The sequence below is a fragment of the Gephyromycinifex aptenodytis genome, assembly GCF_012277275.1.
Taxonomy (GTDB): Bacteria; Actinomycetota; Actinomycetes; order Actinomycetales; family Dermatophilaceae; genus Gephyromycinifex; species Gephyromycinifex aptenodytis.
Genome location: NZ_CP051155.1, coordinates 3,100,947 through 3,120,074 on the forward strand (window position 1 = coordinate 3,100,947; position 19,128 = coordinate 3,120,074).

Sequence of the window (19,128 nt, forward strand, 5' to 3'; positions counted from 1 at the left end):
CAGCAGCGGGCCAGGGACGTAGGCGCCCGCCTGGCTGCAGGGCGTCTCAGGGCGTCTCAGGGCCCGGTGGGGGCGGCGATCGCGTCCCGCCGACGGATGAGCTTGGCCGGGGCCCCGGCCACGATTGAACCGGGTGGAATCTCGCCGCGAACCACGGATCGGGCTGCGACCACACACCCGTCGCCGATCCGGGCGCCGGGCAACACGACCGAACCCGCCCCGATCCAGACGTCGTCGCCGATGAGGACGCCCTCGCCGTGCCACGGCTGATCGACGATGGGGGTGCCCGGGTCGATGCCGTGGTTGCTGCCGACGATGCTCACCTGCTGTCCGATGAGGCAGTGCCGCCCGATCTTGATCGGGGTGCCCGCGCAGCGAATGTTGGCGAACTCCCCGATGTAGGTGCGTTCGCCCACCTCCAGTCGGCTGGCACTCAACCCGCCACCATCGGTGACGAACAGCACCGAGGGGCCGGCCACGAAGACCTCGGCGCCCAGCCGGGTACGCCCGGCGTCCCCGGCGAAGGTGACCCCGCTGGCGATGACAGCCTGAGGGTTGGCGCGGCGCAGCCGTTCGCGCGGGATGATGCCGTCGCGTAGCGAGCGGGCGAAGTCTTTCAGCGGCATCTCAAGCCTTCCGATAGGTCAGCGGGTCGTGCTCCTGCGGCCAGGCCCACACCAAGCCCATCAGGGTGAAGAAGACGAAGGTAGGGAACGGGTAGGGGATCGGGCTGGTCATCGCCGGTACGAACCAGATCATCAGGGCGGCAAGCGCGCTCACCCGCCAATCATCCTCGGTGGGGTCGCTTCGGCGCCGCAGCGCTGCGCCGAAGGGGCCGAAGGCCAGGATGCCGACGAACAGCGCCCCCGCCGGCAGCCCCAGTTCCGCGGTGCGGCTGAGGACGACGTTATGCACCTCGATGTTCACGGTGGTGACCGGATAGTCATCGGCTTGGCGTACCCAGTCCGGGCCGACCTTGACGAACTGTGCCCAGCCCACACCGGTGAGGGGGTGGGCATTTAAGGCACGTAGCGCGGCGACGTTGGAGTTCTGGCGATCATTCAGCGATCGCGATGTGGTGCCGCGTTCGACGATGTTGGCCGCCACGTCGGGCATGGCAAGAGCCCCGGCTGCAGCCAGCAGCAGACCGGCCACAGCCAGGGCCGGCAGCCAACGCAGCAGTCGCCGTCGGGAGAGCGCGACGGCAAATACCGCCATCAGCACCCCGAGCCAGACCGAGCGGGTGAGCGAGAGCACCGAGGTGAGCAGACACAGCATGCCGGTGAGCAGGCCCAGGACGCGCCAACCCCGAGCGTCCAGACGGGCCAGCAGCAGGGCGGCCACCGCGCACAGTGCCAGGGCCATGCCGTTGGCTTCGCCGGAGATGAACGGCCCGCCCGCACGGGCGGCGTTCCCGCTGGCGATCGCGCCCGCGCTGGACTTGAAGGCAGCGATGTAGCGCGGCAGGAGCAGCGAATTCACCCCGAGCGTTTCCAGGATCGCGGTGCATCCCAAATAGACCCCGAGCAGAGTCAGGCTGCGCAGCAAGATGATTCGCTGCAGCGCCGAACGGAAGAACATCGGTGCGCAGGCAAAGAGCAGGAACGGCATCGCGACTCGATCCAGCACCGTGTAGACCGATTCAATCCCGATCGGGCCGTGCAGGATCATCGAGGCCGCTGCCCAGGCGGTGAAGAGGAGCATCGCGGCGTGCAGCAGCCGGGCCCGGGGCCGGGGAATCCGGGGGTCGAGCAGGATGAGCAGGAAGGCGGCCGCGAACAGCAACCGATCCGGGCCCAACGGGATCCCCATGTCGCCCCAGCGGCCCGAGAAGATGTTGAGCAGCAGCGCCGACAGCAGCAGCCAGAACGGCGCCGGTAGCTGCCGCCAGGTGCTCGGTGCCCAGGGCGGACTGCCCTGGCCAGGATGGGTCTGCTGCGCGGTGAGGCTCACCAGCTCACCCGTGATTCGCGCGGCGCCGGTCCATGAGCACAGCAGCGAGCAGGCCGATGAGTCCGCCCGCGCCCAGTCCGAGCAGGCCGTAGCGGATCATCGTGGAGCGCCCGGGGTCACCTTGAGTCGCGGCCGGGGAGATCACTTTCAGGCTGCTGTTGCCCGCAACGTTGACGTAGAGGCGGCGGTAGAGCTCGCCGGCCGCGTCCTGCTGGAGTTGGATCTCGGCGAGCTTGGTCTGGCTGGCCACCAGGGCGTTCCGGGTGCTCTTGATCTTGGCGGCGGTCGCTTCCGAGCCCACCGCCCGGGCGTACTGGGTCTCGGCCGCAGACAGGTCGGCCCGGGCCGCCGCGACCTTGGGCGCGATCTTCTTGAAGACCCGGTAGGCCGTTGCCGGGTCGTGTTCCTTTTGCGCTTCGGCCGCGGTGGCGACCAGGGTCTCGGCCACCTCTTGAGCTCCCTTGACGGCGGTGTCGGCGTCGCCGGCCTGCACCTCAATGCGGATCACAGCGGAGTCCGGGATAGGGGAGGCGCTCACCGAGGAGACACCCTCAGGGGTCCAACGGTCGGCGGTCGTCTCGTTCTGCACCCAGCGGGCGAAGTCGGAGGCCAGCTCACGAGCCCCGACCGGGTAGCCGGCGATGTTGTAGGCGTTGGTGTTGGCCGGAACGACGGCAACTCGGCTCTCCGCGGTGTGGCTGGCGGGCAGGGCCAGCGCGGCACCGATGCCGAGCAGCAACCCCAGCGCAAGGCAGAGCGCGAAGACCACCGGGTGCCTGAGCATCGAGGACAGAGGTGCCACGGGGGCACCGTGATCGGAACTGGCAGACACAGCAGGATCCTTCGGGTATGCGGGACGACTCAGGTGGGGCCTGGTGGGGACCCGACAGACACTACCGCCCGAACTCCAGTGCGGGACAACGCAGTACCCGCGGGCGGGGCAGGGTGGGCGTTCGGATTGGGCCCGCGGCGGTGTCTACGATGAGGCGTGCCCGCAACCTCAGCCTGTCCTGACGGAGCCCTGCTGTGACAGAACCGATCCCACCGTCCGGGCCGGGGGAGACGACGCCGACCCCACAGGTGCCCCCGCCGCCTGGGGCAACCCGCGGTTCGGCCCGCACGCTGGTCAGTGGCACGTCCTGGAGTGCGCTGTCACAGTTCATCCCGCTGTTCATCAACCTGGCGATGACGCCCTACATCATTCACGGCCTGGGGGCGTCCCGGTACAGCATCTTCTTGCTCATCTCCTCCTTCACCTTGCTGCTGAGCCAATTCGATGGCGGCCTGGGGCAGTCGGCGATGCGCTACTTCACGATCTACGCCGGTCGCGACGACCGAATCTCCACGACGCGACTGTTGTTCTCGGTGTCCTGCGTCATCGTCTTTTTCGGTGCGACGATCACGCTTGGGGTGGTGGCATTCTCTGCGGGCATCCTGCGCTTCTTCCGCCTCGATGAGCAGTTCATCCCGGAGGCTTCGGTCCTGCTGGTGAGCTTGACCGGAATCGTTGCCTTCCTGCTCCTGCGTAACCTCTACAACGCCGTCGTCACTGCTCGGAACAAGTTCCAGGTGATCTCGATGGCGGTCATCGCCGGGCACCTGACCTACGCGGTCGGTCTGGTACTCACCGTGCAGAACGGTTGGGGGTTGTACGGGGTCGCCGGGACGATGGTGATCCAGCAGATCGTCGGCACGATCATCACGGTGCCGGTCGGGTTGCGCTTCCTGACCCGTGACGGCCTGCGGTTCATCGAGCGCGACGTGGCCAAGGACTTCCTGTCATACGCCTGGAAGGTCCAGATCGGTGGGCTTGCCACCATCCTGACCGCGCAGAAGGACCAGCTCGTCGCCGGGCGTATCGTCTCGGCGCAGCAGTCCGGCCCGTTCGGGCAGGGGACCAACTTCGCCAACCAGCTCAAGATGGTCCCCCTCAACGCGCTGGCCCCTATTCAGGCACTCATCGGCTCTGAGGTAGGGGCGGTAGGGGCAGCCGGGGCGCGCGCCAAGGTGGAGAAGCTGCAGTACATCTGGGTCGTCGCGGTGACCGGATGGTGCGCGGTCGGGATACCGGCCACCTACGTCGGGGTGCGGGCCTGGCTGCCGGAGAGTTTCTCCCTAACCGGTGATGTGGCCGCGATCCTGCTCGTCGGGCACTACTTCACCCTCGTGCACCTGGTGGCCCGCACCTGGGTTCTGGTGTTGGGCGGGGCGAGCGTTTTCATGCGCGAAAGCATCGTCATGCTAGCTACGAACGTGCTGTTCAGCGTGGTGCTGTGGTTCCCCTTCGGCATCATGGGCGTGGTCGTCGGCACCTCGGTAGGTGCGTTCTTGGGGACGGTCTACTTCTCGTTCCTGGCCCGTAGGGTCGTCCAGGTCCGGCTGCGGTGGTTCATGCGCGACGTGCCGTACTGGCAGGCAGGCGTTGCGGCGGCGATCACAGCCGGGATCGAGCTGTTGGCCCAACCCCACCTGCACGATGGACCGATCGGCCTGGCCACGGCCGGACTGCTGGGGATCCCCGGCGCCCTGTGTTACGTCCTGAGCACCCTGGGGCTCACCGGTGTCCGCGATGCGCTGGCGCTGGTGAAACGGCGCTGACGGCGTAGCGGCGCGCGGCGCACAAACCAGCTGCGGTTCCTGCGGGCCTGGCCGGTAGCCGCAACGGATTGAATCATTTTGTGGTGCAGAACATCCCGTCTTTGGGGCAGGTTGGGGGCGCGGCTGGCGTTCCTGGGCGGTGCCGATCGGGCGCCAATTGCAGTTAATGCCGCTTTCAGGGGTCGCTTGGGCCGTATCGGCCGGGTTTTGCGGGCATGATCGCGGCATGGGTCTTCGAGCTGTCGGGTCGGTTGTTGCGTCGATATTGCTGGCAACGGTGTTGGGTGGTGCTGCGGTGGCGGCCGAACCAGAGTGGAAATTCGATCGGCCTGGTTCGCGCTGGGTGCTGACCGACGCCAGCGGAAAGGTCGTACAGCAGCGGCCGGTGGAGCGTCCTGCGGCCGGGCGCACCCATGCCTTGGGTGGCGGCCGAGAGCCCGTGGTCTCGGCGAACGGGCGGGTGTGGGACTTCGTCATCCCGGCGACCTCGCCGGTCCCGTCCGGGTCGCGTCGCAGCGAAGTGTGGTGGGCTCGTGGCGGCGAACACGTGGGGGTTACGCAGGGGCAGACGATGCTGTGGGGCGCTGACGTCTCAGGCCGATTGGGCGCCGCGGCCAGCCAGTCGGGGCAGTGGCACGTGCTGAGCCAGTGGATCGGCACGACCGGGGGCCGGTGGATCGGGCCCACGGTCGCGTTGACGGTGGCCGATGGCCAGCTACGTCTTTCCGGGGGCAACGGCTTCACGGACCGTAGGCGGCATTGGCAGGTCGACCTGGCGCCGTGGCGGGACGGGCGTAACTACCAGGTACAACTCCAACTCCGTTTCGCCGCCGGCGGTCAGGGTTGGGTGAGCGCCTGGGTCGATGGCCAGCAGGTGGTCAACCGGTGGACGCCCACGACGCGCACCGGCGAAGTCGTCGGCACCTGGTATCCGGGTTCCTCGACGGTCTGGGCGCGCTCGGGGCTCTACCGGGGTACCAGCGGACAGCCGGGCCCGACGTATGAGCAGCGGATCCGGCTGGTCGACGTGGCGATGGGCTGACCCTGTCAGTTGCTAGTGGTGCGCGGTCCGGCTGCGCGCGCTCTTGCGGGCCGCGCGGGCGAACATGCGGGCGGTGAAGCGCAGGTCCGCCAGTCCGTGTCGGCTGAGTGGGACGTCGCAGGCGAGCTTGGCCAATCCTGTGAGGTCGCCATGATTGGCGAAAGTCTCCATGAAGTACCGCCGACCCCGCGATGAGGCCGGGGCGGGAAGAGTGTTCAGGCGGGCGCCGATACGTGAATACAGCTCGCGGTGGCCTGCGGCCACTTTGGATGCGCTGGCGGAGATGCGGGTGGCGTCACTGTCGTCACGCCAGTAATGGACGAGCACCTGCGGAACGCAAGTGATGGCGAAGCGGTCGTTGACCCGCAGGTAGAACTCCCAGTCCTGGCAGGAAGGCAGCGTGGGGTCAGGCCCGCCCACTGCGTCGATGACCTCGCGGCGCACCAGCACGCAGGAGAAGGTGCCGATGAAGTTGCCCTGGTAGAGCGCTGGGATGCGAAGACCTTCGGCGCGCGGGGTGCGGCCGGGGACCAACCGGCCGTCGGGGTAGCGCAGGTCGTACCAGGTGTAGCAAAGCCCGGCCTGCGGGCCGGCCGCCTGCAGAGACTGCACCTGGGCGGCGAGCTTGGTGGGCAGCCACAGGTCATCTGCGTCCAGGAATGCCAGGTATTTCCCGCTGCTGGATTCGATGGCCGTGCGCCGCGCGGCGTTACCACCGAGATTCTGGGCATGGCTGAGCACGCGCAGGCGCGGATCCTGGATGGCAGTCAGCACCCGGTCGGTGCCGTCCTGGGAGTGGTCGTCGACGACGATGACCTCCAGGTTGTCGTAGGTCTGCTGGAGTGCGCTGCGTACCGCGTCCAGGATGGTGTCGGCCCTCTTGTAGGCCGGGACGAGCACAGATACCAGATCGGACATCGGGCGCACCTCCGTGCGATCTATGAAAATGCTTGAACGGCAAGGATATTCAGGATACGGGGTTGACTGCGCGCGGGGCGCGGGCCGGTGCTGGTCGGCATTCGCCCAGGCTGGCCACCAGGGGCGACCGACAGCCCCTGCTGGGCCGGAGGCCGGGTCCTCCCGCTTGGGCGTTGCTCGCAACGCAGGGCGCCGCCCCGTAGACTGGCCCGGTATTCAATCACCTTGCCCCCCAACCTGTTTGGAGCGGACGGCGCGTCATGGTCGACGCGCCGGGGCAAGGACCACCCCCCGAGCGTGCACCGTGCTGCAGCTACGCGCGCCGATGCCACCCCACCTGGAGGGTTAGGAAAGCATGATCGAGGACCCACTGGTCAGCATCGTCATCCCGGTCTACCAGTCTGAACGAACCGTCGGTGAGGCCATCAGCAGCGCGCTGATGCAGACCTATCCGAACCTCGAGATCGTCGTCTGCCTAGACGGAGCCACGGATCGCAGCGGCGCCATCGTGGATGCCTACGGTGACCTGGTCAGGGTGGTCCGTCAAGACAACCAAGGGCTTTCGGCCGCTCGCAACTCCGCCGTGGCCGCCGCTCGCGGCGAGCTCATCGCCTTGTTGGATGCAGATGATGTGCTGTTGCCGCCGCATGTCGAGCGGGCGGTCGCCCGGTGGACGGCCCGCAGCACCGACAAGGCGTACGTCACGTGCAACGCCTACACCATGGGCGGCACCGGGATCGTCCCCCGGCGCACAGTGCTGCCCCGCACGCCCCCGCCGCGCCAGGGGCACCGTCTGGCCTTGCTGCAGCGCAACATCGTCTCGGTTCTGTCGGTCTACCCGCGCGCCATGCACGAAGAAATCGGCGGTTTCGACTCGGCCATGCGGGTGTTGGAGGACTACGACTTCTGGATCAGGGCCGCTTTTGCCGGTTGGGAGACGCTCTACCAGAGCGAACCGACCGCGCTTTACCGTCGCACCGGGACCAGCCTGTCAGCCCAGAACGCCCGGATGGCCGAATACGAACAGCTGCTGCGCGCCCGGGTGCGCGAGCGCTATGCGGACCAGCTCAGCGCCGAAGAACGAAGCTATGTCGAGCGGGTCGCCGAGATGGACACCTGCGATGTCTACCTTGCACGCGCCGATGAGGCGCTACGCGAAGGCCATCGCCGGGCCGCCGCTGCTGCCTACGCCGCCGCCAGTGCAGTAGTGCCCGCAGACCGCAGCCTGGCGCTGAAAGCGGCCGCGCTGAAACACCTGCCGCCGACCGGGCGACTCTACGCATGGCGCGAACGGGTCCGCGCGCGTGAAACGGCGCGAGCGTGACCCGCAGGCAGCGCACACCGCTCACCCCTGCGAACAGGCGCTCGGTGTCTGCCGGACCTGGCCGTAACCCGGCATCGAACACCCAGCGCCAGACCCGCCCGCGGCTCGGTCGCGCCGCTGGGCGCGACCAGCGGGACCGCTTCGATGAGCGGGCCCGCCCGCTGCCCGGCCGCAAAGTTCTCATGAGCACGATGTGGGGGACCTCTCCGCGCTGGCGCTCAGAGGTCGACTTCTACGTCACTGAACGATTCGGCACTCTGGGCGACCTGCGCAGGCTGCTACAGCTGGCCCGAGGCAAAGACGGCATCATTCTGTTGGGTTCGGTGACCCGCCGGCATCGCTACCGGGACTTCGTGTTCGCGGCGCTGCTCAAAGTGCGTCCTGGGCCGCGACCTCGGGTGCTGGTCACCGACGCGACCTGGCAACCCGGCAGTGGCTGGCTCACCGAGTCCACCGGACTGCCCACTGCATGGTTCGCCCTACCGACCAAGCTCGCGGTACGCCTCATCGACGGGCCGCACATGCGCTACGGGGTCCTCAGCAGGCAGGAATGCGCGTCCTTCGCCCAGACATGGGGGGTGGATCCAGACCGGGTGGTCTTCACGCCCTTCCCGGCCACGATCGAGCCCGATACCGTCACCACCCGAGGCGATTACCTTTTCGCCGGTGGTGATTCGCTGCGCAACTACGCACTTCTGGAAGCTGCGCTCACACCTGACGGTCCACCGGCACGGATTGCTGCCCGGTGGCAGCCCGCCGTCCCCTGGCCCAACATCAGTGCCGGCCCGGTCGGCCACGAGGAGTTCGTGCAGCTGCTGGCAGGGTGCCGAGCCTCGGTCGTGCCCTTGGTGCGCGGGGTCCGCTCCGCGGGGCAACAGTCGTATCTGAATGCGATGGCGCTGGGCAAACCCGTCATCGTCACCGAGGCGCCCGGCGTCCGGGACTACATCGAACACGGCGTCACCGGCGTCATCGTGCCCGCCGAGACCGAAGCGTTGCGGGCCGCGATCCGTCACGTCATGGACCCCGCCAACGACAACCACTACGCCCGGATGGGGCAACGCGCACGCGACTGGGTGCGCGCGAACGCGACCGCAACCCGCTACAAGGATGAGGTGCTGCTGGATGCCATCGGCCTACCCCCACGATGACCACACCCCGCACTCGTCGGCGGGCAACACCCGCGGTGCCGCTACGCCCGAGTCGGCTGTGGCCGCTACGGGCGGGCGTTTGGGTCAAGTCGCTCACGCTCTCACCGATGCTGTGACGCGGGAACGTCTGGGGTACACCGGCCGGGCGCGCACCTGCCTGCGCGAAGCCGAGCGCGTGCTGCGGGCCACAACCCATCCGGCTTGTCGGCACGGGGCGATCGTGGTGCCCACCTTCTGGTGGGAGAAGGTGAAGAACTTCGGCGACCTGCTCACCCCGTACCTGCTTCGCGACTTCGGGATCGTCCCGGCGCTCAGCCCACCGCGACAGGCCCGTCTGGTCGGTGTGGGTTCGTTGATCCAGCACCTGCCCACGGACTTCGAGGGTGCGTTGTGGGGCAGCGGGCTGGTCGCCGACGAACGCGTCGACCTACCCGGCGCCACCTGTCTGGCGCTGCGGGGGGAGCTGACGCGGGACCGGCTGGGAAACCCGCGGGTCTCGGCGTTGGGCGACCCCGGCCTGCTCCTGGGCGCCAAGGTGCGCCGACCCGGTGTCTGTTTCGATGTCGGGGTGGTGCCGCATTACGTACACGCCGATGATGCCTGGCTGCGCGGCCTCGTCGCGCAATACCCGGGCACGGTGCGGGTCATCGATGTCAAGCAGAGCCCGCGCGCGGTGGCGCGGGCGGTGGCCAGCTGCCGCACGATCGTGTCGACTTCGCTGCACGGGGTCATCACCGCCGACTCCTTCGGCATCCCCGTCACCTGGGTGCGGATGCCCCGCGAACTGGCCGGCGGGGACTTCAAGTTCGCCGACCATGAGAGCGTGGTGCGCCCTGCCCGCTCGCGTGGGGTGGAGGCCGCAGAGGTCGAGTCGCTGCACGAACTGGTTGCGCGAGCGCTCCCGGCCGACAACGCCAAGGTGCAGCGGGCCTGCGCCGATCTGCGCTCTGCGGCGATGCGTATCGAAGAGGTGGTCCAGCACCGCCAGGTTCGCGCCTGGCAGGTGCCCAGGTACGGGCGCGGTCGGCCGGTGCACAACGTCGTGTGAGTCGCGCTGGGCCGGTGTGAACCGTGATGCGAACCTGTTCAGCCCTCGGCGTGCCCGCCGCGCGGTAGACGCCCTGCCAGGCCGTTGAGCTGACCCGCCAGGCAGGCCGTGTCCAAGGCACTGCGAGCGAGACGGTCAGCGTCTCGGCGTACCAGCCCGGCGGCCACGTTGCGTGTCGTGATCCCCACCCCGCCCAGAACCCGACGGGCCACGGCTGCCGAGCCGTGGAACTGCCGATCGGTGCGGGCGCTGAGGACGTTACTGCGGAAAGCGCGACGGAAGATCGCCGCGGTGCGCAACCGGTCAGCCGGGGTCGGCTCGGTCACCTGCGCCTCGTCGCACCAGGCCAGGGTGCCGCCGGCGTGAAGGACCGACTTGAAGAAGTGATAGTCCTCCCCACCGTAGCTACCCAGCTCGATAGGGAACCACGGGTCACCCAAACGCTCCACGACGCGACGGGATATGGCGATGTTCTGGGCGCCGTTGAGCGCCTCCACCGGGCCGGAGGGGTAGCGCTCGCGTCCGGAGTAGACACTGTTTCGAGCGAACAGGGATGCCTGAGCTGGGAGCGAGCCGAGCACCGGGCCACCGGTGACGTCCGCTTCCAAGGTGCGAGCAGCCCCGACGAGGGCCTCGAACCAGCCCGGCTCGACATAACCGTCGTCATCCAGCATGAGCAGCAGCTCCCACTGCGGACGGAGCTGGGTGGCGCAGCGGATCAGCGCGTTGCGCACCTGAGAGATCCCGCGCTCGGTGACGGGGATGCACACCGTGTTCAAGGAGCTGGCCGCAGCTACTGCCGCAGCCTCGTGCCCGGCGTCGTTGTCCCCGATGACGATGAGCACGTCGCGGCCCTCGACCTCGGGTCGCAACGAGTCCAAGAGTCGACCCAGCAACTCGGGCCTGCGAAAGGTGGGGATGGCGATGACTTCGGGGGAGGGTGTGCTCATAACTTCCTTGCCAGCTAACCGCGGGGGCGATTTCATGGTCGGGTCGGCTACCAAGACAACACATTTCCAGGACCAACGAGCCCACGCTAATGGCCCCAGCCCCAAGCGCAGGTCAGGGACAAGTCAGGGGCAGGTCAAGGTCAGGCAAAGTCGGCACGGAGGACGCGTCGCGCCCCTTCGCGGCCTAGCGGTCGCTATCGCGCAGCCGCGCCCGCTCCTGCCAGCCCGACTCACGCGCTGCGGCCTCGGCCTCGAGCAGGTCGGTACCGGACAGGTCCACATCGACACCCGCCCGACGCCGAGCAGAGCGCGCCACGGCGTGCGCCAGGTGGTAGCCGATGATCACGGTGAGAGTGCCCAGGGCGATGCCCGAGAGGGCGAAGTGCTCGGTGAACTGGAAGCTCACGTCGCCCACGCCCATAACGATCCCGGCCGCCAGCGGAACCAGGGTGGCCGAGTTGCCGAACACGACATCGTGCTCCACCCAGATCTTGGCGCCGAGCAGGCCGATCATGCCGTACAGCACCACGGTGATCCCGCCGAGGACTCCGCCTGGCACCGCCGAGACGATGGCGCCGAACTTGGGGGAGAAGCCGAAAGCGATCGCGGTGAACGCGGCCACCACGTACGCGGCCGTGGAATACACGCGGGTCGCCGCCATCACACCGATGTTCTCGGCGTAGGTGGTCGTGGGGGCACCGCCGATGGAGGTGGCCAGCACCGTGGCCAAGCCGTCCGCGCTGACCGCGCGGCCCATCATCGGGTCCAGGTCGGCTCCGGTCATCTCACCGACAGCCTTGACGTGACCGATGTTCTCGGCGACCAGTGCCACCACGATCGGTAGCACGATCAGGGTGTAGCCGAGGTTGAACGTAGGCAGGTGCCATCCGGGCACCTGCGCCGTGGTTGCGGCCGGGAAGCCCAACCAGGGCGCCGCCGCGACGCTGCTCCAGTCGACCCGCAGGTGGGTGGTGATCTCACCCGCGGCGTCAGCTGCGGTGATCGGGCCCGTTGCCACATCCAGCAGCCAGGAGAGCAGGTAGCCGAAAACAACTGCCGCGAAGATCGAGATGCGGGAGAGGAACCCGCGGGAGGCGACGCTGACGATGATCACGAACAGCATCGTGGCCAAGGCCACCCACTCGTCCTGCGGCCAGTACACCTTGGCCACGACTGGGGCCAGGTTGAAGCCGATCAGCATGATGACGGCCCCGGTGATCGCCGGAGGCATCAGGCGGTGCATGAAGTCTGCGCCGAGGTAGTGGATGACGGTTCCCACCACGAGCAGTGCGACGCCGATGAAGAACAGCGCGCCGGTCTTGTCCGAGGCGCTACCCCCTTGAGCCGCGATCGCCCCGGTCACTCCGACGAAGGAGGCCGACGAGCCCAGGTAGCTGGGGACACGGCCCGCGGTCAGGAGCAGGAACAGCAACGTGGCCAGGCCCGACATGAGGATGGCCAGCTGCGGGGAGAGCCCCATGAGCAGGGGAAAGACGAACGTCGCGCCGAACATGGCCACGACATGTTGCATGCCCAGGCCGACGGTGCGGCCCCAGGAAAGTCGTTCATGCGGGGCGACGACATCGTCCGGGCCGGCGAGCGCACCATCTCGGTGCAGAGTCCACAGTTTCACGAGAGAACAACGTACCGTCGTGCCGGCTCGGGCGTGCATCGTGCCCGGCGCAGCCACCCCAGCACGCACGTGAGGACTGGATAAGGTGAACGCGCCCACGCGCTGCGACACGAGATGGTCTCGTCGCGGGTAGACTCACGGCCACACCGCGTCGAATTCGGAGGACATCGTGGGTCAACTGCACGTGGAGCTGGTCGCCGCCGACGGCAAGGTCTGGGAGGGCGATGCCTCGCAGGTGATCGCGCGCGGCGTCGAGGGGGACCTGGGCATTCTTCCCAGGCATGCCCCGCTGATGACGGTGCTGCAACCCGGGCACGTGCGTATCGACGCAGATGGCGGGCGCCACGACTTCGAAGTGGACGGCGGGTTCCTCACGGTCGACAGCGACAACGTGACCATCGTCTCCGAGACGGCACGCACCTCCTGACGCGATGCTCCACGCGGTCGAGATCGCAGCGGGCCTACTGGCCGTCCTCGCTCTCACCGCGCTCGTAACTTTTGTCGCCGTCACCTTCACCCGGCGCCGCCTGATCGCTCACGGCGCTGACGTGGTCGTGTGCGGTCTGCGCCCCGATTCGGCTTCGCGCTGGCGGATCGGCCTGCTGCGGCTCTCCTCGGACTCCCTGCAGTGGTACCCGATGTTGGGTCTGACCCCGAAGACGAGCCAGACCTGGGTGCGCCGCTCGATCGACCTGGGCACGCCGCAACCGCTGGAGCCGGACACCACCCTGTCGGCAGTGATCGACAAGGTGCTGCGGGTCCCGGTGCGCGGCACCACCCCAGAAGGCGAGGACGTGCCGGCCGAACTAGGGCTGAGCCCCGCGCCGTACACCACCCTGCGCGCCTGGGTGGAGGCCTGCCCCCCGTCCGGCTGGCCGGTGCAGGCCTGATCACCCGGTCTGCTTCCCCGCCGCAGTCCTGACGTCGCGGGAGGAGGCAGCCGCGTGATCTACCCGCTCAGTTCTTGGGGTTCTCTTCTCTGCCGCCCCCGGGCTGCCACAGCACATCGCCGCCGCGCCCCAGGTTGGCCACTCGCGCCAGGATGAACAGCAGGTCCGAGAGCCGGTTGAGGTACTTGGCGGTCATCGGATTGACCCCACCGGGGTGCTCCGGGTCGTGCGCGGGGTCCTTGCGCCCGGGCGCAGCCTCGGTCCCATAGGTCTCGATGGCAGCCCAGGTGGAGCGTTCCGCGCGGCGCACGATCGTGGTGGCCAGGTGCAGGTAGGCCGACCCGGCGCTCCCGCCCGGCAGGATGAACGAGCGCAGCTTCTCCAGTTCCTCCTGGTAGCGATCGCAGTCGGCCTCGAGCTCCTCGATCCACTGCGGCTGCACCCGCAGCGGCGGGTACTCGTAGGCATCGGCCAGAGGGTTGCACAGGTCGGCGCCGACATCGAAGAGGTCGTTCTGCACGCGGGTCAGGGTTTTCGCCACGTCGTCGCGCAGGTCCCCGGCCGCGACAGCGATCCCGATAGCGGCGTTGGCTTCGTTAACGTCGGCGTAAGCCTCCAACCGCGGGTCCACCTTGCTGGTGCGGCTGAAGTCGCCCAGAGCTGTCGTTCCGTCGTCGCCGGTGCGTGTATAGACGCGGGTGATGTTGACCATGTGCTGATCGTCTCAGACCCGCCGACTCCAGCGGCGTTGTGCGGCCCCCGGCGTGCACGAGGCCGGGCTGCCACCCCCTGTGAGGTCAGTCACCCCTTGCGCCCCTCACCATGGGTGAGCAGGCACGGCTACCGTCCTAGCTATGGGAGAACGCGACAAGCCATGGGTGATGCGGACGTACGCCGGGCACAGCAGCGCAACTGCGAGCAATGCGCTGTACCGGCGCAACCTTGACAAGGGTCAGACGGGGTTGTCGGTAGCGTTCGACCTACCGACGCAGACCGGTTACGACCCCGACCATGAGCTTTCGCGCGGGGAGGTCGGCAAGGTAGGGGTGCCGATCTCGCATATCGGAGACATGAAGAGTCTGTTCGACTCGATCCCGCTGGCGCAGATGAACACCTCGATGACCATCAACGCGACGGCGATGTGGCTGCTGGCGATGTATGAGGTCACCGCCCGCCAGCAGGCCGAGGCCGCCGGGGAAGACCCGGACGCCGCCGTGCGGGCACTGGCCGGGACCACGCAGAACGACATCATCAAGGAGTATCTGTCGCGGGGGACCCACGTCTTTCCCCCAGCACCGTCGTTGCGCCTGACCAGCGACATGATCGCTTACACGGTCAACAACATCCCCAAGTGGAACCCCGTCAACATCTGCAGCTACCACCTCCAGGAGGCCGGTGCGACACCGGTGCAAGAGGTGGCCTTCGCGATGGCCACCGCGATCGAGGTACTGGACGCGGTACGCGACCGGGGTGAGGTGCCGCCGGAGAAGTTCGGCGACGTCGTTGCCCGGATCAGCTTCTTCGTCAACGCCGGGGTGCGGTTTGTCGAAGAGATGTGCAAGATGCGCGCCTTCGTGCGCATGTGGGACAAGCTGACCCTCGAACGCTACGGGGTCACCGACACCAAGAGCCGCCGCTTCCGCTACGGCGTGCAGGTCAACAGCCTGGGCCTGACCGAGACCCAGCCGGAGAACAATGTGCAGCGCATCGTCCTGGAGATGCTGGCGGTCACGCTGAGTAAGGACGCTCGCGCTCGCGCGGTGCAACTGCCGGCCTGGAACGAGGCGCTCGGCCTGCCTCGGCCGTGGGATCAGCAGTGGAGTCTACGGCTGCAGCAGGTGCTGGCCTACGAGTCCGACCTGCTCGAATACGAGGACCTCTTCAACGGTTCGGCGGTCGTCGAGGCCAAGGTCAACGAGATCATCGACGGCGCACAGGCCGAGATGGACAAGATCTCCGAACTGGGCGGTGCCGTCGCCGCGGTGGAGACCGGATACATGAAGCAGGCCCTGGTCGCCTCGCACTCCGAACGTCGGCAGCGCATCGAGTCCGGCGAGGACATCATCGTCGGCCTGAACAAGTTCACCAGCACCGAGCCGAGCCCGTTGACGGCAGACCTCGACACGGCCATTCAGACGGTGGATCCCAACGTCGAAAAGGCCGCCGCGGACGCGGTGCGGACCTGGCGCCAGGAGCGTGACTCTGATCCGGAGAAGAAGGCCGAGGTGCAGGCCGCCATTGAGAGGCTGAAGTCGGACGCCAGCTTCCCCGACGTAAACCTCGTCGAGGCCTCGCTGCGTTGTGCGCGGGCCGGAGTCACCACCGGGGAGTGGGCGCAGGCGTTGCGTGATGTGTTCGGTGAGTACCGGGCGCCCACCGGAGTGACCGGTTCGGTCGGCGTGGGCGAGGCGCCCACCGGCAGCAGGCTCGCCCAGGTGCGTGACCGCGTGCACGCGACCTCCGAGGAACTTGGTCAGCGGCTGCGCTTCCTCGTCGGTAAACCGGGGCTCGATGGGCACAGCAACGGTGCGGAGCAAGTGGCTGTGCGCGCTCGCGACGTGGGCTTCGAGGTCGTCTACCAGGGCATCCGGCTGACCCCCGCGCAGATCGTCAAGGCGGCTATCGAAGAGGACGTGCACGCGGTCGGTGTCTCGATCCTGTCCGGTTCGCACATGGAACTGGTGCCCGAGATCCTGGACGGTCTCAAAGCCGCTGGTGGCGGCGATATCCCCGTCATCGTCGGGGGCATCATCCCCGAGAGTGACGTCACCCGGTTGCGCGCGCTGGGGGTCTGCGAAGTCTTCACCCCCAAGCACCACGACCTGACCGAATCGATGGGGCACATCGTCAGCGCGATCCGCAGCCGCCAAGGTTTGGAACCGGACGCGGACTGAGGCCAGGGCCTCAACCAAGGAGGGAGCCCCGGACACCCGGGCGCTCCCTCCTAGTCGTTTCCGTGCCTGCGCGCCGCCCAGCGCGTGGCCGGTGCCACGAGGGCGTACTGCAACGCAAGCGCGAGCACGGTGAGCACCAGGGCCCAGGCGAAGAGGGTCTCCGTCTGCAGGTTGGCGCGAGACAGGGCGACGGCGTGCCCGACGCCGCTGGAGGCGGAAAGCAACTCGGCCATCACGGTGACTCGCAGTGCCTGCCCGATAAGCACGGACACCCCCGCCAGGACGGGGCCGCCGACCGCGGGAAGCACCAGGTGCGCCAGTCGCCGACCGCGCGAGAAGCCGAAGACCCGGGTCATCTCGTCGAGGTCCCGATCGATGCCCCGCACCGCGCCGGAGGTGGTGATGACCATGAGCGGTAGACCGACCAGCACCGAGACCACCACCACAGCGCTCGGCCCCGGCCCGAGCCAGATCATCGCCAGTACGACGTAAAGGATGGGCGGGACTGCCATCAGGGTGCGCAGGGTGGCCTCGCCCAGATCCTCGATGGTGCGGCTGGTGCCGGCGGCGATGCCCCACGGGATACCGATCGCCAGAGCTGCGGCGACTCCGAGCGCGCACCGTGCAGCGGTCGCCCCCAGGTGCTGCGCCAGCTGCCCGGAACGTGCCAACTCGACCAGCGCCTGCATGGTCGCTGCCGGGCCGGGCAGGACGATGGAAGCCTGCCCTCGGCTCAGGAGGTGCCACAGACCGATGAGAAGCGCGGCGCCCGCTGCGACCCGCCACGGCGAGGCATGCTCGTTGCTGTCCTGCTCGAGGGTCGAGGCCGGACGGGGCGAGACCGGAGCCTGCCGCGACGCCGGCTCAGCGGACGTCGTCGAGGTAGAAAGCGTCATCTGGGAGTTTCCCGCCGATGATCTGCGGGTCGAGGGTGGCCAACTCGGTGTAGAAACGTTCCAGCTCAGCACGTGCTTGCTTAGCCGGGACGTACTCCAGGTTGAGCCGCGGCATCACGGAGGTGACCAGCGGCTGAGGCACCTTGCTGCGCTCGGAGACGAGGCGCAGCGCGTCTGAATCACCCGCGTTGAGCCGACCGATGCTCGCGTCGATCTCCTTGGCGATGGCGCTCAGCTCCTGCGGGTTCTTCTCCGGCAGATCCCCGCGGACGAGGATGCCCGCCTGCGGCATGCGTGGCTCCGACTGGCCGGTGGCTTTCGCCCATGCCGCTTGCATGTCGATCACGGAGGTCAGGGCGCGCCCCGCTTCCCCCGCCTTCTTCACCGTCATCGTTGCGGCCTGCTCCGGCAGTACGCCGTAGCTGGCTTTACCGGAGACCAGCGCCGAAGAGACCTCGGCGGGCTCGCTGACGTACTCGATGGTGACGTCTTTGCCCGGAGTCAGACCGTTTTTGCGGAGCAGGTATTGCAGGACCAGGTCGGGCATGTCGCCCTTGAAGAACGTGACGATCGTGCTGCCCTTGAGGGACTGCCAGTCCGGCGGTGCGTCCTTGGGCCCGATGAGGTGCAGGCTGCCCCACACGGTGACGGCCAACAGGCGAACGTCGACGCCTTTGTTGTGCAGATTCGCCCCGGTGTAGGACGGGGTGGCGATGAGGTCGCTCTTGCCGCTGGTGATCAGGGATCGCATCACATCGGGTGAGGCCCAGGTATCGAAGGTCACCTTGGAGGGATCGGCGCTTTCCTGCATGACGGCGAAGGGGGCGACGAAGGACAGCCCGCGGGGATAATGCACGCGCACCGGCGCCGACTGCGGTGTCGCCTGGGGGCTGGTGTCGGCCTCGCTGGCTCCGCTCTCGGCGCAACTGGTGCTCATCACCAGTGTCACGGCCGCCGCCAGCGCGACAGGTATTCCTCGGTTACGTAGCAGCAGGCCTCTGGGGGCAGCAGTCGTGATGGTGGGGATACGGGTCGGCATGAAATTCTCTTTCGGATGAGCGAGGTCGATCAGAGCAGGGCTAGAGGTTTCGGGGCGGGCGATGTCGTCAGGGTCCATGCGCCAGTGGGGGGGCCGGACAGGGTGAGGGTCAGGTCGGCGATCTCCTGCGCCTCGCGGGGGTCGTGGGTGATCCAGACCGTGATGCAGCGTCGAGCTGTGAGGAGCTTGGACAGGTCAGCGCGCAATTCTTCGGCCAAGGCGCGGTCCAGGGCGGAAAAAGGTTCATCGACGAAGACCAGCGTGGGTTCGATTGCCAGGGCCCGCGCGATGGACACCCGCTGGCGCATCCCGCCGGAGAGTCGCGCCGGGCGCAGGTTCGCGGCGGCCTCATCCAGATGGACTCCTCGCAGCCAGGTGCGAGCTGTGGCGCGGCGTTGTTCGCGTGGGCCGTGCAGGGCGAGCGCAACGTTGTCCAGCGCGCTGCGCCAGGGCAGTAGGCGGGGTTCTTGGAAGACGAGGCCGATCCGCCCGGCTGGGCGAGTGACAGTGCCGTGTTGGGGCGGGGAGAGCCCGGCAAGCGTTCGCAGCAAGGAGGTCTTGCCAGCTCCTGATGGGCCGACCAGGGCCAAGGTCTGCCCGGGGGTCAGGGCGAGATCGAGCTCATCCACCAGGAGCAACTCTCGGCGACTCACCTGGATCGAGTGAGCTACCAGCTGCTCGTTTGCCCGAACCTCGTCGCCCATGACAAGTCCCCCATCGAGGTTAGCCGGTCCTAACACAATTAGTAAGGAACTTATCGTGCTTAATGGGGTCGGTCAATCTTCGTGGGTT

18 protein-coding genes are annotated in these 19,128 nt (G+C 67.9%); 8 read left to right on the forward strand and 10 right to left on the reverse strand.

Going from position 1 to position 19,128, the window contains the following annotated elements:
* Positions 1-56 precede the first annotated feature (56 nt).
* From G9V96_RS13345 to G9V96_RS13355, 3 genes are read right to left on the reverse strand one after another with little or no spacing between them, the layout of a single operon-like run.
* The gene (locus tag G9V96_RS13345) at positions 57-626 is read right to left on the reverse strand and encodes an acyltransferase (RefSeq protein WP_168583468.1); all 570 of its coding nucleotides are present in this window, start codon (positions 624-626) and stop codon (positions 57-59) included.
* Between the two features lies 1 nt (position 627).
* Positions 628-1,953 carry an O-antigen ligase family protein gene (locus G9V96_RS13350; protein ID WP_168583469.1) on the reverse strand — a complete coding sequence of 442 codons (1,326 nt, stop codon included), beginning with the start codon at positions 1,951-1,953 and terminating at the stop codon, positions 628-630.
* 4 nt (positions 1,954-1,957) lie between these two features.
* Positions 1,958-2,785: a YveK family protein gene (locus G9V96_RS13355; RefSeq protein ID WP_168583470.1), complete on the reverse strand. Its 828-nt coding sequence runs from the start codon at positions 2,783-2,785 to the stop codon at positions 1,958-1,960.
* A gap of 194 nt (positions 2,786-2,979) precedes the next feature.
* Between G9V96_RS13355 and G9V96_RS13360 the strand changes: the two genes are divergently transcribed.
* On the forward strand, positions 2,980-4,551 hold the full coding sequence (locus G9V96_RS13360; protein ID WP_168583471.1) for an MATE family efflux transporter: 1,572 nt from the start codon (positions 2,980-2,982) through the stop codon (positions 4,549-4,551).
* 226 nt (positions 4,552-4,777) lie between these two features.
* A complete protein-coding gene (locus G9V96_RS13365; protein ID WP_168583472.1) occupies positions 4,778-5,593 on the forward strand; it encodes a heparin lyase I family protein in 816 nt (271 codons plus the stop codon).
* A gap of 12 nt (positions 5,594-5,605) precedes the next feature.
* On the opposite strand, the gene G9V96_RS13370 is transcribed toward G9V96_RS13365, so the two are convergent.
* Positions 5,606-6,511 (reverse strand): glycosyltransferase family 2 protein, encoded by a 906-nt coding sequence (locus G9V96_RS13370; protein ID WP_168583473.1) that lies wholly within the window; start codon positions 6,509-6,511, stop codon positions 5,606-5,608.
* A 355-nt stretch (positions 6,512-6,866) separates the two neighbouring features.
* On the opposite strand from G9V96_RS13370, the gene G9V96_RS13375 reads away from it, so the two are divergent.
* Genes G9V96_RS13375 through G9V96_RS13385 form a run of 3 tightly spaced genes read left to right on the forward strand, consistent with a single transcriptional unit; the run spans position 6,867 to position 10,034 of the window.
* Positions 6,867-7,835: a glycosyltransferase gene (locus G9V96_RS13375; protein ID WP_168583474.1), complete on the forward strand. Its 969-nt coding sequence runs from the start codon at positions 6,867-6,869 to the stop codon at positions 7,833-7,835.
* A 44-nt stretch (positions 7,836-7,879) separates the two neighbouring features.
* On the forward strand, positions 7,880-8,986 hold the full coding sequence (locus G9V96_RS13380) for a glycosyltransferase (RefSeq protein ID WP_168583475.1): 1,107 nt from the start codon (positions 7,880-7,882) through the stop codon (positions 8,984-8,986).
* Positions 8,961-10,034, forward strand: a complete 1,074-nt coding sequence (locus G9V96_RS13385) for a polysaccharide pyruvyl transferase family protein (protein ID WP_168583476.1) — start codon at positions 8,961-8,963, stop codon at positions 10,032-10,034. The genes G9V96_RS13380 and G9V96_RS13385 overlap by 26 nt, the downstream gene beginning before the upstream one ends.
* 38 nt (positions 10,035-10,072) lie before the next feature.
* On the opposite strand, the gene G9V96_RS13390 is transcribed toward G9V96_RS13385, so the two are convergent.
* Both G9V96_RS13390 and G9V96_RS13395 read right to left on the reverse strand, forming a co-directional pair.
* Positions 10,073-10,984 (reverse strand): glycosyltransferase family 2 protein, encoded by a 912-nt coding sequence (locus tag G9V96_RS13390; protein ID WP_168583477.1) that lies wholly within the window; start codon positions 10,982-10,984, stop codon positions 10,073-10,075.
* A 184-nt stretch (positions 10,985-11,168) separates the two neighbouring features.
* Positions 11,169-12,656 (reverse strand): uracil-xanthine permease family protein, encoded by a 1,488-nt coding sequence (locus G9V96_RS13395; RefSeq protein WP_168584040.1) that lies wholly within the window; start codon positions 12,654-12,656, stop codon positions 11,169-11,171.
* A gap of 130 nt (positions 12,657-12,786) precedes the next feature.
* Between G9V96_RS13395 and G9V96_RS13400 the strand changes: the two genes are divergently transcribed.
* Both G9V96_RS13400 and G9V96_RS13405 read left to right on the forward strand, forming a co-directional pair.
* Positions 12,787-13,044, forward strand: a complete 258-nt coding sequence (locus G9V96_RS13400; protein ID WP_168583478.1) for a F0F1 ATP synthase subunit epsilon — start codon at positions 12,787-12,789, stop codon at positions 13,042-13,044.
* A 4-nt stretch (positions 13,045-13,048) separates the two neighbouring features.
* Positions 13,049-13,507: a DUF2550 family protein gene (locus tag G9V96_RS13405; RefSeq protein ID WP_168583479.1), complete on the forward strand. Its 459-nt coding sequence runs from the start codon at positions 13,049-13,051 to the stop codon at positions 13,505-13,507.
* 67 nt (positions 13,508-13,574) lie between these two features.
* On the opposite strand, the gene G9V96_RS13410 is transcribed toward G9V96_RS13405, so the two are convergent.
* Complete coding sequence (locus G9V96_RS13410; protein WP_168583480.1) at positions 13,575-14,219, reverse strand: cob(I)yrinic acid a,c-diamide adenosyltransferase; 645 nt, start codon at positions 14,217-14,219, stop codon at positions 13,575-13,577.
* A 142-nt stretch (positions 14,220-14,361) separates the two neighbouring features.
* Here G9V96_RS13410 and G9V96_RS13415 point away from each other — a divergent pair, with 142 nt between their 5' ends.
* Positions 14,362-16,401 (forward strand): protein meaA, encoded by a 2,040-nt coding sequence (locus G9V96_RS13415; protein WP_168583481.1) that lies wholly within the window; start codon positions 14,362-14,364, stop codon positions 16,399-16,401.
* 50 nt (positions 16,402-16,451) lie between these two features.
* On the opposite strand, the gene G9V96_RS13420 is transcribed toward G9V96_RS13415, so the two are convergent.
* From G9V96_RS13420 to G9V96_RS13430, 3 genes are read right to left on the reverse strand one after another with little or no spacing between them, the layout of a single operon-like run.
* Positions 16,452-17,297 carry an ABC transporter permease gene (locus G9V96_RS13420; protein ID WP_168583482.1) on the reverse strand — a complete coding sequence of 282 codons (846 nt, stop codon included), beginning with the start codon at positions 17,295-17,297 and terminating at the stop codon, positions 16,452-16,454.
* Positions 17,266-18,336, reverse strand: coding sequence for an ABC transporter substrate-binding protein (locus G9V96_RS13425; protein WP_168583483.1), 1,071 nt, complete (start codon positions 18,334-18,336; stop codon positions 17,266-17,268). Before G9V96_RS13425 ends, G9V96_RS13420 begins: the two co-directional genes overlap by 32 nt.
* 29 nt (positions 18,337-18,365) lie before the next feature.
* Positions 18,366-19,040 carry an ABC transporter ATP-binding protein gene (locus tag G9V96_RS13430; protein WP_168583484.1) on the reverse strand — a complete coding sequence of 225 codons (675 nt, stop codon included), beginning with the start codon at positions 19,038-19,040 and terminating at the stop codon, positions 18,366-18,368.
* Between the last annotated feature and the right edge of the window lie 88 nt (positions 19,041-19,128).

What these genes read in the sequence shown, in the direction of transcription:
- G9V96_RS13365 (WP_168583472.1), top strand. Translation starts at nt 4,778, where the DNA reads ATGGGTCTTCGAGCTGTCGGGTCGGTTGTTGCGTCGATATTGCTGGCA.
- G9V96_RS13405 (WP_168583479.1), top strand. Translation starts at nt 13,049, where the DNA reads ATGCTCCACGCGGTCGAGATCGCAGCGGGCCTACTGGCCGTCCTCGCT.
- G9V96_RS13390 (WP_168583477.1), bottom strand. Translation starts at nt 10,984, where the DNA reads ATGAGCACACCCTCCCCCGAAGTCATCGCCATCCCCACCTTTCGCAGG.
- G9V96_RS13415 (WP_168583481.1), top strand. Translation starts at nt 14,362, where the DNA reads ATGGGAGAACGCGACAAGCCATGGGTGATGCGGACGTACGCCGGGCAC.
- G9V96_RS13430 (WP_168583484.1), bottom strand. Translation starts at nt 19,040, where the DNA reads ATGGGCGACGAGGTTCGGGCAAACGAGCAGCTGGTAGCTCACTCGATC.
- G9V96_RS13370 (WP_168583473.1), bottom strand. Translation starts at nt 6,511, where the DNA reads ATGTCCGATCTGGTATCTGTGCTCGTCCCGGCCTACAAGAGGGCCGAC.
- G9V96_RS13410 (WP_168583480.1), bottom strand. Translation starts at nt 14,219, where the DNA reads ATGGTCAACATCACCCGCGTCTATACACGCACCGGCGACGACGGAACG.
- G9V96_RS13425 (WP_168583483.1), bottom strand. Translation starts at nt 18,336, where the DNA reads ATGCCGACCCGTATCCCCACCATCACGACTGCTGCCCCCAGAGGCCTG.
- G9V96_RS13395 (WP_168584040.1), bottom strand. Translation starts at nt 12,656, where the DNA reads ATGCACGCCCGAGCCGGCACGACGGTACGTTGTTCTCTCGTGAAACTG.
- G9V96_RS13375 (WP_168583474.1), top strand. Translation starts at nt 6,867, where the DNA reads ATGATCGAGGACCCACTGGTCAGCATCGTCATCCCGGTCTACCAGTCT.
- G9V96_RS13420 (WP_168583482.1), bottom strand. Translation starts at nt 17,297, where the DNA reads ATGACGCTTTCTACCTCGACGACGTCCGCTGAGCCGGCGTCGCGGCAG.
- G9V96_RS13345 (WP_168583468.1), bottom strand. Translation starts at nt 626, where the DNA reads ATGCCGCTGAAAGACTTCGCCCGCTCGCTACGCGACGGCATCATCCCG.
- G9V96_RS13385 (WP_168583476.1), top strand. Translation starts at nt 8,961, where the DNA reads ATGCCATCGGCCTACCCCCACGATGACCACACCCCGCACTCGTCGGCG.